This window comes from Vibrio sp. 397 (assembly GCF_033339395.1).
In the GTDB taxonomy this organism is placed as follows: domain Bacteria; phylum Pseudomonadota; class Gammaproteobacteria; order Enterobacterales; family Vibrionaceae; genus Vibrio; species Vibrio alginolyticus.
The window spans coordinates 45350-60458 of sequence record NZ_JAWOUN010000005.1 but is presented as its reverse complement, the minus strand read 5'-3'; the positions used below and the strand labels follow the sequence as shown (position 1 = coordinate 60458).

General features: G+C 44.6%; 16 protein-coding genes. 5 read left to right on the top strand and 11 right to left on the bottom strand.

Annotated elements, in window-relative coordinates:
* Positions 1-3 precede the first annotated feature (3 nt).
* Both ubiE and rmuC read right to left on the bottom strand, forming a co-directional pair.
* Complete coding sequence (gene ubiE, locus R7P36_RS09920; protein ID WP_005379210.1) at positions 4-783, bottom strand: bifunctional demethylmenaquinone methyltransferase/2-methoxy-6-polyprenyl-1,4-benzoquinol methylase UbiE; 780 nt, start codon at positions 781-783, stop codon at positions 4-6.
* A gap of 77 nt (positions 784-860) precedes the next feature.
* Complete coding sequence (rmuC, locus tag R7P36_RS09915; protein ID WP_005379209.1) at positions 861-2393, bottom strand: DNA recombination protein RmuC; 1533 nt, start codon at positions 2391-2393, stop codon at positions 861-863.
* 168 nt (positions 2394-2561) lie between these two features.
* Between rmuC and R7P36_RS09910 the strand changes: the two genes are divergently transcribed.
* Positions 2562-3467 carry a DMT family transporter gene (locus R7P36_RS09910; protein WP_005379208.1) on the top strand — a complete coding sequence of 302 codons (906 nt, stop codon included), beginning with the start codon at positions 2562-2564 and terminating at the stop codon, positions 3465-3467.
* A 194-nt stretch (positions 3468-3661) separates the two neighbouring features.
* Positions 3662-6109: an EAL domain-containing protein gene (locus tag R7P36_RS09905; protein ID WP_213899382.1), complete on the top strand. Its 2448-nt coding sequence runs from the start codon at positions 3662-3664 to the stop codon at positions 6107-6109.
* Positions 6110-6127: 18 nt separating this feature from the next.
* On the opposite strand, the gene R7P36_RS09900 is transcribed toward R7P36_RS09905, so the two are convergent.
* Genes R7P36_RS09900 through R7P36_RS09885 form a run of 4 tightly spaced genes read right to left on the bottom strand, consistent with a single transcriptional unit; the run spans position 6128 to position 8369 of the window.
* A complete protein-coding gene (locus R7P36_RS09900; RefSeq protein ID WP_065275000.1) occupies positions 6128-7198 on the bottom strand; it encodes an AI-2E family transporter in 1071 nt (356 codons plus the stop codon).
* Between the two features lie 45 nt (positions 7199-7243).
* Positions 7244-7570: a hypothetical protein gene (locus tag R7P36_RS09895; protein WP_005379200.1), complete on the bottom strand. Its 327-nt coding sequence runs from the start codon at positions 7568-7570 to the stop codon at positions 7244-7246.
* Positions 7560-8072 (bottom strand): hypothetical protein, encoded by a 513-nt coding sequence (locus R7P36_RS09890; protein WP_033905884.1) that lies wholly within the window; start codon positions 8070-8072, stop codon positions 7560-7562. Before R7P36_RS09890 ends, R7P36_RS09895 begins: the two co-directional genes overlap by 11 nt.
* A gap of 48 nt (positions 8073-8120) precedes the next feature.
* Positions 8121-8369, bottom strand: coding sequence for a hypothetical protein (locus R7P36_RS09885; protein WP_005379196.1), 249 nt, complete (start codon positions 8367-8369; stop codon positions 8121-8123).
* A gap of 361 nt (positions 8370-8730) precedes the next feature.
* Between R7P36_RS09885 and R7P36_RS09880 the strand changes: the two genes are divergently transcribed.
* The gene (locus R7P36_RS09880; RefSeq protein ID WP_065274999.1) at positions 8731-9168 is read left to right on the top strand and encodes a DUF2383 domain-containing protein; all 438 of its coding nucleotides are present in this window, start codon (positions 8731-8733) and stop codon (positions 9166-9168) included.
* Between the two features lie 148 nt (positions 9169-9316).
* A complete protein-coding gene (locus R7P36_RS09875) occupies positions 9317-9715 on the top strand; it encodes a hypothetical protein (RefSeq protein WP_005379193.1) in 399 nt (132 codons plus the stop codon).
* Positions 9716-9917: 202 nt separating this feature from the next.
* Here R7P36_RS09875 and R7P36_RS09870 read toward each other — a convergent pair whose 3' ends face one another.
* The 5 genes from R7P36_RS09870 to R7P36_RS09850 all read right to left on the bottom strand — a co-directional run bounded on the left by R7P36_RS09870 (position 9918) and on the right by R7P36_RS09850 (position 13242).
* Entirely contained in the window at positions 9918-11582 is a 1665-nt protein-coding gene (locus R7P36_RS09870) for a diacylglycerol kinase family protein (protein WP_213893892.1), read from the bottom strand.
* A gap of 144 nt (positions 11583-11726) precedes the next feature.
* Complete coding sequence (locus R7P36_RS09865) at positions 11727-12158, bottom strand: hemerythrin domain-containing protein (protein ID WP_213893891.1); 432 nt, start codon at positions 12156-12158, stop codon at positions 11727-11729.
* Positions 12159-12262: 104 nt separating this feature from the next.
* The gene (locus R7P36_RS09860) at positions 12263-12460 is read right to left on the bottom strand and encodes a hypothetical protein (protein WP_005379178.1); all 198 of its coding nucleotides are present in this window, start codon (positions 12458-12460) and stop codon (positions 12263-12265) included.
* An 8-nt stretch (positions 12461-12468) separates the two neighbouring features.
* Entirely contained in the window at positions 12469-12645 is a 177-nt protein-coding gene (locus R7P36_RS09855) for a DUF1328 family protein (RefSeq protein ID WP_005379177.1), read from the bottom strand.
* Positions 12646-12690: 45 nt separating this feature from the next.
* Positions 12691-13242 (bottom strand): BON domain-containing protein, encoded by a 552-nt coding sequence (locus R7P36_RS09850; protein ID WP_005379174.1) that lies wholly within the window; start codon positions 13240-13242, stop codon positions 12691-12693.
* 436 nt (positions 13243-13678) lie between these two features.
* Here R7P36_RS09850 and R7P36_RS09845 point away from each other — a divergent pair, with 436 nt between their 5' ends.
* Positions 13679-15022, top strand: a complete 1344-nt coding sequence (locus tag R7P36_RS09845; protein WP_005382945.1) for a sigma-54 interaction domain-containing protein — start codon at positions 13679-13681, stop codon at positions 15020-15022.
* Positions 15023-15109: the final 87 nt, after the last annotated feature.

Here is a 15109-nt window from a genome sequence, read left to right as displayed (position 1 = left end):
CCCTTAGAATTTATAACCGCGATGCAAAGCCACAATACCACCAGTTAAGTTGTAGTATTTGGTGTTTTCAAAACCTGCGTCTTGCATCATGCCTTCCAGCGTTTCTTGGTCTGGATGCATACGGATTGACTCCGCTAGGTAGCGGTAACTCTCTGAGTCATTCGCAACTAGCTCACCGATTCTCGGCAACAAGTGGAATGAATATGCGTCGTATACTTTCGATAACGGCTCTAGCACTGGTTTTGAAAATTCCAACACCAATAGACGGCCGCCTGGCTTCAGTACGCGGAACATTGAACGAAGCGCTTTGTCTTTGTCTGTCACATTACGCAAACAAAAACTGATGGTGATAACATCAAAATAATCATCAGGGAACGGCAGTTCTTCTGCGTTGGCTTGAACGTAATGCACGTTACCCACAATACCGTTGTCACGCAGTTTATCGCGACCAACGTTAAGCATTGAGTTATTGATATCGGCAAGGATGACATGGCCTTCATCGCCAACAATGCGCGAGAATTTCGCCGTCAAATCCCCCGTACCACCACCTAGGTCAAGAATACGCTGGCCAGGGCGAGCGCCACTACAATCGATAGTGAAGCGCTTCCAAAGGCGGTGAATACCACCTGACATCAGGTCATTCATGATGTCGTATTTTGTTGCCACGGAGTGGAATACTTCGGCAACCTTAGTCACTTTTTCGTCTTTTGCCACTGTAGAGAAACCAAAGTGAGTGGTTTCATTCTCTAACGCTGTATTGGATTGCAAACTTGTGTCCGTCATTCTAATTCCTCTTAGGCAGCGCTTTCCTCTACGGGGCGTTTGTTGACAAATAAAATCGCCCACTGCACTGCGGGCGATTAGTTTACTTTATCCTCAGCCGGATGTCTTTCTACTAACGGGTCATTTTCTGAAAATGCATCACTCTGCGCTAACTGCGCGAGGTCGGAAGAAATCGGTCGTTTAATTTCAACTCCCAAGTGTTTAAAGCTTTCGGCTTGGCGAATCACATTTCCGCGCCCTGTGGCAAGCTTGTTCATCGCACCTTGATAGCTTTGATTCGCCTTATCCAGCGCACCGCCGAGCCCCTCCATGTCGTCTACAAACAATCGTAATTTGTCGTAGAGTTTTGTCGCACGCTGCGCAATCATTTTGGCGTTTTCATTTTGGCGTTCATTGCGCCATAGATTATCAATGGTGCGCAATGCCACCAGCAACGTTGTTGGGCTCACCAAAATGATGTTTTGCTCCATCGCGTCTTTAATCAAGCTTGGATCGGCTTGAATCGCGACTTGGAACGCCGGCTCAACCGGGATAAACATCAGAACATAGTCCAAACTCTGAATACCTTTGAGTTTGTGGTAGTCCTTCATGCTTAACCCTTTGATATGTGCACGTAGAGCAGCTAAGTGCGCATTCAAAGCCTGATCGCGCTCAGCATCAGTTTCGGCGTTGAAGTAGCGCTCATAGGCAACCAACGCCATTTTGGAATCTACAACCACTTGTTTGTTTTGTGGGAGATGCACAATGACATCAGGTTGGTAACGCTTGCCTGCTTCATTTTGTAAGTTCACCTGAGTCTGATATTCGTGCCCTTCACGCAAGCCAGATTCGGCAAGTACCCTAGCGAGCACCACTTCGCCCCAGTTACCTTGCTGTTTGTTGTCCCCTTTCAACGCTTGGGTCAAATTAACCGCTTCGCGCGTCATTTGCTCGTTCAAACGTTGCAGGTTTTTCAGCTCATGCACTAAGGTATGGCGCTCTTTAGCTTCTTGACTAAAGCTGTCATTAACGTGCTTTTTGAACCCTTCTAACTGTTCTCTAAGCGGTGACAACAAGCCTTCTAAACTCTGACGGTTTTGCAAATCGACCTTCGCGGTTTTTTCTTCAAACAGTTGATTGGCCAAGTGCTCAAATTGTTGTTTCAAGCGTGCTTCCGCTTGTTCTAAAATTTGCAGTTTTTCGGCATTAGCTTGGTTAATTTGCTCATGGCGAGCTTGCTGTTCACGCAGCTGCGTTTCTAGACGTGATTTGTGTTCACGCATTTGACCAAGCTCATCAAAGTATTGCTGGCGCTCTTGCTTTACGGCCTCGAAGTAACGCAGTTTTTCCATTGCTGCCATCAGCTTTCCATGTGTTTGGCGTACTTCAAACGCGGCTTTATCGCGCTCATCATCTAATTCATCCAACTCTTGCTGGGCATCGGCAAGGCTTTGCTTGACCTGTTCAAGTTGCTGTTGATGAAGCTGTTTTTCTGAAACAAGTTGTTGCTCGAGAAGCTGAGTTTGGGTGATAAAACGCTGTTTCACCCACCAACCGGCAGCGACACCACTAAGCGTGGCAGCACAAAGAGAAGAGAGAATGAGAGATTGGTACTCAAGAATCCATTGCATAATAGCGAGTTAGCCTGTGTTTTGTATCTATAACAATGGTATTTAGACACTGGATAAATGTCCAGTTTGTTGGATGAAAAATCCTCGCATACACTAGGCCTTCCTATAATATTCTTTCTTCCGCTCAAATTATCCAAATCGAGCGGCACATCATCACGCAGAGGCATCATGAACGAGCGTCGCGCCCTAGGATTTGGGCTCTCAGCAGTATTACTTTGGTCTACCGTTGCAACCGCATTTAAACTCACGCTGGCAGAATTTACCCCGATTCAAATGCTATGCATTGCCAGTATCGTCTCTGCGATTGCGCTAACAGTAATCTGTGGTGTGCAAGGTAAATTGGGCCAGTTAAGCGCTACATTTTTCTCAAACCCTTGGTATTACCTACTGCTTGGGTTGATTAACCCTTTGGCGTATTACGTTATTCTGTTCAAAGCATATGACTTGCTGCCCGCATCTCAGGCTCAAGCGATCAACTACAGCTGGGCCATCACCTTAACGTTAATGGCCGCTGTTTTCTTAGGACAAAAGATCCGTGGTAAGGACTGGCTGGCTTGCGGTTTTAGTTATGTCGGTGTGATAGTGATTGCCACACAAGGCAATCTTTTAGGCATGGAATTTGAGAGCCCGTTGGGTGTTGGTCTTGCGCTGCTATCAACGCTGCTGTGGGCCGGTTACTGGATTTTAAATACCAAAAATAAGGCCGACCCTGTGGTTGGCGTTCTGCTCGGCTTTTTGGTCGCTATTCCATTCGCCATTGGTTTAAGTCTTTATGAAGGTGCTGACTGGCAGATGATCTCAGCTAAAGGCTGGGCAGCGGTGACGTATGTCGGACTGTTTGAAATGGGGATCACTTTCGTTTTGTGGCTGAGCGCACTCAAATCAACGCAAAACACCGCGCGTATCAGTAATCTGATCTTTGCTTCTCCATTTATCTCACTCATGTTGTTAGCTACCATCATCGGCGAAGAAATTCATCCTTCAACCTTGATTGGCCTGGTATTGATCATCAGTGGCTTAGTCATTCAGCAAGTCTCATGGGGCAAGAAAACCAAAGCGGTAAACGCTTCTTAATCACCTATCAAAAGCCCTAAAAAACGATGCAATAAGTTGGATAAAAAAGAGATATAGATAACATTTTAATGATAGAAAGCACTTTACGCTGCTAGGATTTAGCTACGCGTTGGATACGATACTCACAAAGCCCAATAGCTTACGCTAGATTCTAATATAATTACCTTTGGGCGATTTAGGACTCGTTATTAATTATGTTTCGCTTCGCTATTCCTTCGCCTTTGATGGCAGACTGGCAACACGTTCTGCGACAATGCTGTGATTTAACTCAAGCTCAGGGACAGCTTTATACTCTGAGCGATACTCAGCAGTGGCTATCGACTGAGGTGTCCACCTCAACCCAAAATCATCGTGCTATCGTCGATGTGATAACGCGAGTTGTCGATCACTTTACGCCGACAGATTTTACAGTTAGCCATACCCCTTTTGAAGAGCAAACCCTGAGCATAGGACCGATTTGGCTACCTAATGGCGAATTGCTTGCCGTACTGACATTGACTCACCCTAATGATCAATCAACGGTTGTTTCGGCATGGCTAAGCGCAATCGCGGGGCGGATCAGCTTTGATATCAACTTGCACTGTCAGCAAGAACAAACGCGACATCAAAGCGCGGAAATAAAGCCAACACCAACACTACAAGAGTTTATCGACTGCCTTGAAGACCACGTATGGATAAAAGGCATGGATGGTCTTTATTCGATGACCAACCGAAGCGTAGAAAATGCGTGGCAAAAAACCAACAGTGAAATCATTGGAAAAGACGATTTTGCTCTGTTTAGCCATGAACGTGCGGAAAAATTCATTGATGCCGATAAATTGGTGGTAGCCACGGGCACGCAAAATATTGTTGAAGAATGCCGTCAAATTGATGAAAACAATAACCCCACTTGGCTAGAAACCATTAAGTCTCCTGTCCGTGATCATGCGGGAAACTTAATCGGCATTCTGGGGATGACACGTAACATCACCCGCCGAAAAATGGTAGAAACGCAGCTCTCCTTAGCGTCCCAAATTTTCAACAATTCGCAAGAAGGCATGGTCATTACAGACCGCAATGCCAACATCATTGATGTAAACACGGCTTTTACCCAAATTACAGGCTACCGCTCTGAAGAGGTGATAGGAAAAAACCCACGAATTCTGCGCTCAGGCCATCATGATCAAGGTTTCTATCAACAGTTGTGGCATCAACTCGAAAACAAAGGCCAATGGAAAGGCGAATTCATCAACAGAAAGAAAGATGGCAGCATTTATCCGCAATTAGCGACCATTAGCGCCGTAATGGACGATAAAAACCACCTTATTAACTACATTTGTGTGTTTGAAGATATCTCTGTGCGTAAGGCACACGAAGAAAAGCTGCAGCGCATGGCTTTTTACGATCCATTAACCAATCTACCTAATCGCACCCATTTACTCAGCTTACTCGAACAACACATCGAAACCGGACACAAAAACCAGCAGACGTTTGCCACCCTATTCTTAGATATCGACCATTTCAAACACATCAACGATAGCATGGGCCACTTCTGTGGTGACCAATTGCTGTCTAAGTTAGCGATTCGTCTGCAAGATGTGCTTCACCTCAATGCGCATGTGGCTCGTATTGGCGGCGATGAATTTGTGATTATTTTGCCAGACATCCATAGTGATGTTGCCTTACTGGAAACCGTCGGCGATATTCTAAGCGTATTCCAGCAACCATTCGACTTGGCAAACCACGACTCACTTCGTGTCTCAACCAGTATTGGTATTGCCTTGTACCCAAGAGATGGTCAAGACAGTGAAACCTTACTGAAAAACGCAGACACCGCGATGTACTTAGCGAAGAAAAATGGACGCAACGGCTACGCGTTTTACTCACCGGATTTGACCGATAAATCCGTATCCCATGTACGCATTCAATCCGCTTTGCATCAAGCAATAGAAAAACAACAACTCCGGTTAGAATTCCAACCGCAATACAATTTGGAACAAAATACGATTGTCGGCGTGGAAGCTTTATTACGCTGGCAGCATCCAGAGTTTGGCCTTGTACCACCAGCAGACTTTATTCCAATTGCAGAAAAAACAGGGCTGATTCAAAGCATTGGTGAGTGGGTGTTACAACAAGCTTGTTTGCAAGGTAATGCTTGGCTGGACCAAGGCATCGAGTTTGGCAAAATCGCCGTCAATGTTTCTGCGTTGCAGCTTCAGCAGTCAAATTTCATTCAGCGATTAAGTACTATCCTCGATAACACCGGATACCCTGCCCAACGGTTAGATTTAGAGATCACAGAGAGCTTTTTACTGATCGACCCTCAACAAGCCATTTCATCGTTAAATCAATTACGAGAACTGGGTATTGAGATTTCTCTGGATGACTTTGGAACTGGCTATTCGTCTTTGTCTTACTTGAAAGGTTTGCCAATCAACAAACTGAAAATTGACCGCTCATTTGTCAGTGATGTCCCAAGTAATAGCGACAGCAACGCGATTGTGAATGCCATTATTGCCATGGGAAAAACGCTGTCGTTGAAAGTCGTCGCGGAAGGGATAGAAACTCGGGAACAAGCCGATTATTTATTCGAAAAAGGCTGTATTTATGGTCAGGGATATTTGTTTAGTCAGCCAGTGAGCGCTGAAAAACTGTTTCGTTGAACCAGCTTGATCCTCAAGTCACTCTCGCGGTGCCACGTCCGCGGAGGTGATTTGTTTTGCTTGATTTTGGGTTGATTGGCATAGCTCTAGACGATCAACCAAAATATTGATACAAACCAGCAACGGCACACCGATCAATAGTCCCATTCCGCCCCAAAGCCAGCCCCAAAAAACAAGCCAAACAAAAATCACTAACGGGTTTAAGTTAAACCTTTTCCCCAATAGTGTTGGTGTAACAAACTGACTTTCAATCAAATTGAGCAGTAAATAGATAGACACCACCGTCAGCATAAAACTGACCGACTCCAACTGAAGATAAGCAACAAAGCCAAAGCTCATCATGGATATGACAGGGCCGAGGTACGGCGCAAAATTCATCACGCCTGCAAATGCGCCCCATAGAAATGGATCTTCAAGGCCTAGAACAAAAAACACGGCCCCGACACTCAACCCCAGCCCAGCATTCACTAAAGTGATGGTGCCAATGTATCGAGATAGGTCTTTCTGTAGCGCTTTGACCAACTCAATCGCTTGGCGCTGTTTGGCGAACCCATGTAAGTAAGACACTGACTTTCGAAATAAGCTTCGTCCATGATTGAGCATAAAGTAAACCATAAACAGCACGATCATCGCTTGTGTCAAAATCGTCGGCGTAGTGGTCGCGAGCGTTTTTACCAAAGAAAATACGGTGTTGTTCCCGACCTCATCCATACTCATATCGTTGGCGATATTCAATGGAGTATTAAGGTGATCAGCCGAAGCTTTAGTAACTTCGCTTACTTCTTGCGACACATTTTTCACGATACTGGGCAGCTCAGACCACCATTGCTTGGCGGGCTCCGACATGGCGGCAAGACCAATAATTGAGGCGCCAACGAGGAATGACAGCGTCAACACGACGGTAATAGCACGTGGTAAGCCTTTGTCTTCAAGATAATTAATGAAAGGACTGCACAGCAGAGAAATAAAGGTGCTAAGCACAATAGGTAACAATATTGGCTTGGCAAAATACAGCCCTGGGACGAGTAACAGGACGAGAAGCGTTGTACCAATCGCAGTGTTGGCAGGAATGTTCAATTTCGCTGTCATAATAAGCTCAGAATCGGTAAGAAAATTTTGCGGTGAAATCCGCTATTAGAGTGGTTCGCCCTCTGTCGTCGCAGCGTTGCTTACTTGTGTTGCTGCATTTCCATTTTGCTCCGCATCTGACTCATCCAGAGAAGCTGCCGCGACCGGCTTTGTGAGCGAATCGGTAATATCAGACACGCTGCTAACCAATAGCCCCATTGACGAAATAGAAGAAGTCAGTCGAGACAATCGACCTGCTTTTGCAGCGGTAACGGCAACGACAGCACTAATGCCTAATGTCGTCCAAGGGTTTTCTCTCACAAACTTCTTGGTGGTAAACGTGAACATTTCCATCGACAAACAGCATTGCTCTAGAGACGCTTTACCTTCCATCCGCTTGATCCGCATGGCTCGATTGAGCTTTTGTAGCGAGCGCATCCCACCCCTCCTGTAATTGTTCTGTCGTATTTTTGAATCCAAGAAATCCAACTAAACGCTTCTGCCACCAGGCTAAAGCAAATAATGCCAAGCCTAATGATGTGATAAATACACCCACGGCAACATACACGTTGGCAGTTAACTGATAAGCCACCACCCCAGAGGCAAGGCACAAACTGAATACGAACAATACCGACAATAGAGTAAAAACAACGGTACACAGCAAAATCTGACGCACTGCGGACACGTTAACTTTCATCTCCAAGAGGAACAAATCCAACGTTGAACCTGACCATACTTTTAGCGATTTCGTCAGTTGGTCCAATTGCGCAAGAATGCTGCTCAAACCATTAATGGTTTGTTGGATATCCTGTTCTTCTGCCCCATCAGGGGCTCGGCCGCTGTCTGAAGCCGCCGAGCCTGATTGCTGATTGGTAACTTGCCCTGAGTTATTCATGTGAAGCCTCGCCTTTCTGTTGTGTGGCTTAATCCTTGGTGACCACTATTATTTGATCAGCTTCGAAACCGCCCAACCAGCAAGGAAGGCACAACCTATGCTCAGCAATGGGCGCTCCTTGATTACATTTTCTGCCGACTTAGTCGCCTGCTGAACTTGCTGCGCACCTACATCCAGCTTCTCTTTGGCTTGGTCTTTCATCGCGCCAACAGCTTCCGTCGTGGCTTGCTCCGCTAAGTGATATGCTTCTTCTAACTGCTCTTGAGGTTTTACTGTGCTTTCTTTTGTAGTAGCCATAACTAGCCTCCATTAATGAGTTGAGTAGTGAATCAAGTGAAACAATGTTTGACCTCACTTACTCCCTACAAAGCCATATCCATGCCAGAATTTTAAGTTATTGTTTTTTGTTGATTTTATTTTTATTTCGATAAAAAGCCGTATCTGTACGTGTAATTCTTTCCAGGCTTTCCACGCCATTCTTGTAATTTTTTCTTAGCGCCTTACCGACTGTTAGCAAGTTATTGCAAAACAAGATATTAAGTCACTGATTAATAAGACTTAAAATTCATTGGCATACAACCTGCAACTGAAGACGAAACATCGTGTTTGTATTCCATACGCTCAAACACCCCTATCACCAGTAAATAAGGAGTGGCATATGAAAAATGAAAACATCGCCTCAATCATTGAGCTTATCGAAAGCGGAAATGAAATTTACAACAAGGCCATCGAGAACATTGACAACACTTCTTTGAATAATGTGTTGGTAGAACTGCTCAGAGTACGTGAGCATGCAGTCATTGAGCTCACTCCCTACTCTCTAGGAAGTAACAATGAAGAATCTGCCGACGACACTCCGGTTTCCTACACCATCAAGGCGCGTGAGGTCTACAGCGACGTGATGAAGGAAGTGTCCTCTGACAAAGAGTCAATGTATTTAGAACAGCTTGAAGGTGTCGAAAGCAAGGTACTCAAAGAGATTGAGAATTTGATTACTTCCCACCCAGAGCAGGCGGATAACTCGGTTCTGCTGAAAGTTCGTAGCGATATAAAAAGTTGCAAAGAAAAACTCAGCAGCATCAGCCTTATTAGCTAAAACCTGGTGGTCGCCCTTGCAATAAAGCTCGGTATTGAGCAAAGAAATGGCCAACTTGCTTTGGCCATTTCTGACAAGCCCACAGGCGCATTAACATAACCGTCACGAGAAATGTCCCACGACAATAATCACAAATAAAGAGGTCACTATGACATTGGATAACAATCGAGTAAGGGAGCTACTCGTAAAAATGACACACCATCGCCAAACGTGTTTGCCTCTCGTTAACCCGCAATCACATATGACACTCGCAAGAGCGGCATATCGATTCGTGAAAATAGAAAAAGTGATGATCAAAAAGATGGCGAAGCTGTTTTTCGACCAAGATGGTGAACAATTCATTGCAGAAAATGCCACCGAATACGGCGTTGCCGAGCTAGGTAATTACAAAGAAATGCATTTTATGAATAAATTACTGTTAGATGATTTAAAAGCCCTGCTTAGAGCCATTGACGACACCAACTTAACCGCACTTGTTTCTTATTGGTTAGCTGCTTTACAAGTTGAAAACGATGAAATTGAAAAGCACTTACCTCAGGGTGAGTAATTATACTCGCCCTTCTTTCTTCACTTTGTTTAACCCTCATCCCCAATCAACCTAATAAAAAGGTGCAGATAGACAAAAGCCGCTGCATCTACGCAGCGACCTTGATAGCCTTTTTACGACGCACACCAAATCATCAAACAGCACAGAAAAAGCGCCATGTAGAATACGAAGCAAATGGCGCGTTATCCGCGGATTATCTGTGTTAAAGCGAAGCTGATTTACGTCTCTGGCTTGGAACAAATACGTTCAATGACTTTGGACGCAGCTTGATTGCCAGTTGCTCATCAGAATACAGTTCACCATCAATCACATACTCAATCGGTTTATTCGCAGAAATAGTGACGCTCTGAGCCGTCGCGTATTGAAAATGTGTCGATTCTTCCTGTGCGCCTACGCTCGTTAATGTCAGATCCGACAAGGCGATAAGACGTCCGCCTAAAGACTCGGTGTTATCTAAATATGTGATATGCAGCTTGCCATCATCAGGCTGCGGCGCATCACCACCTTGGGCAAGCAACGTACTAAATGGAGCGATATTCGCAACGACAAAACTATGGACTTCAAGCGTTTGTGTATTATTGTCGTGGTTTCCATCTCCAGTTGGAGCATCTAACGAAACGGTTAAAGCTTGCGTTTCTTCCGCCACTACAGCATTAAAAAAGCCGGTGAGGTAAGCGAGTTGTCCAAAAACATTTTTCTCTTCTCGCTGAGCGTGCTCGATCATTTTCTGTTCTAGCCCAATGCCTAAGACCAATAAAATAAGCCGCTGATTACATTCCGCAGTATCAATACGTTGGCAGTGTCCGCCAAGCAACGCTTCACACGCTTTTTCGACCGGTGAGAATTTTGCGCCAACGCCATAGAGCACATGACATAACGCATTGGCAGTTCCGAGCGGAACAATACCGAGTTTGAGGTCGGTATCCACCAATTGGCTCGCCACCTCTGTTACTGTGCCATCGCCACCAGCTACGATGATTTGCTTAGCTCCACTTTCTTTTGCCTGTTGTGTTAGCTGCTCGGCGCTGAGGTTTGTGGTGGTTTGATGAATACTCAAGCGATATTTTTTGGTTAGTTCACGAATCAAGTGCTGTTCGTTTTCCTCCCATTTGCCGCCACCTGCAACAGGGTTAACCACCATCCAAGTGGATTGATCCAGCCCCAGTACGCCTTTTTCACTGATCGCTCGTAACGTCCTAATCTGTAATTTATTCAATCTCGCGGTACTACGTACGTCATTGATTTTTTTCATCACGGATTCAATCGTCAGTGACGAGTCTTTGCTCAGTAAATACGCCGCCACAACAAACACTGAACGACCACGCCCTAAGGCACAATGCACAACCACGGCCCGCGAGCACGAGATTTGAGTATCAATCCAGTTAATCGCATGGCGAAGACGCTCTAGCGTTGGGGCTTTGTGGTCGAGTACCGGAATCGAAAGGTAATGAAACTGCTTGTCGGTCATCGCGCTTTCAAGGCCTGCAAATTCTGCGGTGACATCGACAATACAAGAGATTTCATTGGATTCGAGAAAATCTAAGTCACTCTGAAACAAACGGCGAGATAGGTATAAATTGTCGCTGACTTTTTGGATTGGAGGTACAGTATCACGCCGTCTTTCCCAGGCGTTATACGCTCTAGCCCCCAATAAAAATGGGATGAATGCCCAGCGAATCCATCTGACAATCTTGCCATCTTGGTTTTTTCTAAAAATAGAGGGAATGTCGAATACGTAGGCTACGCTGACCAACGCTAAAGAAAGAGATATCCACAAGAACAGCAGACTAACGATAATTTGAGGCGTATAGATAGCGGCCAATAAACTGATCAGAGTGCCAAGAATATAATATTTGATGATAAACATTCGCTCTCCTTGCCTTCAGCGAGTGTACTTTTTAGTGGAAGTTAGAATACGCGGGGGATTGAGATTGGATACATGAACTTGAGTAAACGCCTTGATTGAGTGCCTTCCCGTGCCGAAATGGCACGAAAAGGTCCAACACTCTACCTAGCTTGCCATCTCTTCAACATAACCATCCGCTAGTTTCATTTTCTGCTTATCGGTCATTACCTTACCGGCTAACTGGAAGAAACGCTGCTCTTCTTCCTCAAGATGGTGCAACACTTTGTGACGCAAGGCTTTCATTAGGTTGAGCCACGCTGGCGAGCTCATATCGGTTGCATCAAGCTGTGCAATCACTTTATCAATTTCATGATGCTCTGCGATGCCATGGCGAGTGAGATCAATGGTCTTATCGCTATCTATTAAAGGCGCGTAGAAAAATCGCTCTTCTGCCGCTGCGTGCTGTTCGAGTTCCTCTTTAAGGTTGTGGTAAAACTCTTCACGAGCGGGGGAATCTCCAGACGTTTCCATCAGAGCATCGAGTAAAAGGCGCTGCTTTTCATGACTCTCTTTCAGTACATCAAATATGTTTTTCATCTTTGACTCCTTATCTGATTGTAAACAATTGGGACAAAAGGAAGGGCGGTGATTGACCGCCCCTCTCTTACATAGCTATGCGTAAAAAACCTAACCTGATTCGGCTAACAGTCTTGGTCTTCAGCGTTTAGGTTTTCTTTAATGTTTTCACATTCATCTTCAATCGCATTTTGGGTTTCTTCGGCGGCTTCATCTATCTTTTTGCCGGCCTGTTCCATTGGCCCTTCTTCACTACAAGCTGCCAACGCAAACACCAAACCGAATACTGCGGCGATACGGTAAATAAATGACGTAAGTCGCATGGAATCTCCTATCTATTTACGTTTTTTCTTCCCAGCAGAACAATCACTATTGATACAATTAATGACAATAGGAATAGGTAAAATATCACTTGCGCGATAGAGGCAGCAGCTCCTGCAATACCGGTAAAGCCTAATAGTGCAGAAATTAGTGCCAGTGCCAGAAAAATAAACATCCAACGAACCATAGTGTTACCTCCTAATAAAAGTGGGTTAAATCACTCGGCTCGCTATTATTGAACCACTTCTAGCTTATCAATCACCTTATTTACGTCATTGGTGTTATTTGCAATTGAAATTGCAAGATCATGCTCCGCATCTGAATTAACTTTACCTGCCAACGTTACCGTTTTGCGTTCTGTCGTTACATCAATATCCGTACCACTCACATTGGTATCCATTAGTAGGCGCGTTTTAACTATAGTCGTGATTTTAGAATCGGTCAGTGTAGCTAAAGCTTCTGAATCAGTTTCTTTCTTGCCTTCATTCACTACTGACAATTCGTTGTTTACTTTTTTCACACCATCAAGACCAGTAACAAGCTCTTCGGCAAGTGATTTTTCAAGATCATTGTTTACCGAACCAGAAAGGGTAACGACCTGATTCTCAACATCGGTATTGATATCAAAAGAGTTGAGATTGCTGTTTAGCAGTAGTGTGGTTTCAGCTTTACCATCTAGCCAAGCGTCCATGGATTCTTTTTCCCATTTATCACTCGCTAAGACTGCTGTAGATGAAGTAGCAAGAACTGACGTAAGTACAATTTTAGCTGCGATGTTATTCATGGTAATTCTCCTTTATTGACGTTGCACTTCCCTAGGAGCAAACCATGTGCCAACTTTATAACTCATTGTTTTTAAGTGACTAATAAAGGAAAGAGGTAAAAATGAGATGAGCAATAAAGTATAAGCATGAATTATTTACACGTAAAAAATGTAATTTTTAATCGGTGATAAAGCCTCCGTCACTTGTGCCTAAATAACCTGATAAAACAGAAAGGCTATTTCTCCAGAATCAATTAATAGCAAAATTATTATTTTAAAAATAAAAATCTGAACAAAAGGAAATATCTACTGATGGCTCTCACCGATATATATCAAAAAGGGGCTAACAACATAAAAATACCGAACAAATCCTTAAATCTATGCTGACAATATTTTGTCTTGTGAAGTGAGAATAATCCACGTACATTGTTTCTGTCATAGTAAAGAGGACATTTCTATGTCGATGCCAAGCCTGTTTCTAAGAATACAAGATCCATCACTTAAAAATGCCATCGCTTCTTGCCAGGAACTGAACAAATTTCGTCTGCATGACATCGATGCCGCAGACCAATGGATTGAAGATTTCCTACAACTCAAACCGGAAGTTGCGATTGTTGAAGTCGCCCACTTTACTAGTGCAGATTATCAACGTCTTTCTAATATCGAAGACATCTACGATATGGACTTGATCATCATTAGCTCTGGCGCTCCAAACGAGAACTTGGATAAGCTGATGAACTTGGGTGCTATTTTTCACTACAGAAAGCCCGTTGATATTGCCATTCTGACGGACACCCTGAGCGAAGTCAGCCAGTACTATCAACACAAACAAGATCAAGGGCGTAAAGTGTCCACCAGCGATCTTGACCAATTTGGTCTTTTGGTCGGCTCTTCCTCTCCGATGCATCAGCTCTATCGTATGATCAGACGCGTTGCTAAAACAGAAGCCAACGTCCTTATTGTCGGTGAAAGCGGATCAGGCAAAGAATTGGTGGCGCAGACCATCCACTTAGCGAGTGAGCGTAAACAACAGCCCTTTATAGCGATTAACTGTGGTGCCATTAGCCCTGAATTGGTTGATAGTGAACTGTTTGGCCATGAGAAAGGCGCTTTTACCGGAGCAAATAAAACTCACCAAGGTGTATTTAAGCAGGCAGAGGGCGGCACCCTATTTTTAGATGAAATCACCGAGATGCCTATCGAGCATCAAGTGAAGCTATTGCGGGTGCTAGAAACCGGAGAGTATCGCCCAGTTGGCAGTAATACAGTTCATATCGCTAATACTCGCATCATTGCTGCTACAAACCGTGATCCTAAAATCGCCATTGAGGAGCAGTTCCTGCGTGAAGATCTGTTTTTCCGGTTATCGCATTTCCCATTAACGATACCGCCACTGCGAGAACGAGGCGGTGATATCGTCGGTCTGGCCAAGCACTTTATCGCGCACCGCAACGCCAATGAGGCAAAAACCAAAACGATTCTTGACTCTGCGATCCAAAAAATCGCTGCACACGACTGGCCAGGTAATGTCCGTGAGCTCAAACACACGATCGAGCGTGCATTCATTTTGGCCGATGACACCATCCGAGATGAACACCTTATCTTCGACACACCACCATTGGAAACAGGCACCAGCATCGAAGACCTTGTTCCGGCGGGCGTTTCGCTAGAAGAGCTAGAAAAAGCCGCCATTCTCAATACCCTTGAAGAGAATCAAGGCAATAAAACGGAATCAGCGCAGGAGTTAGGCATTAGCGTGAAAACGCTCTATAACAAACTCGAAAAGTATCAAGACGAGTAACTCGCTATGGGAATACAAAAAGAGCACTGACTTTTATTCAGTGCTCTTTTTGTATCTTATCTTTTATGCAGTTAGGCTGCGTTTGGT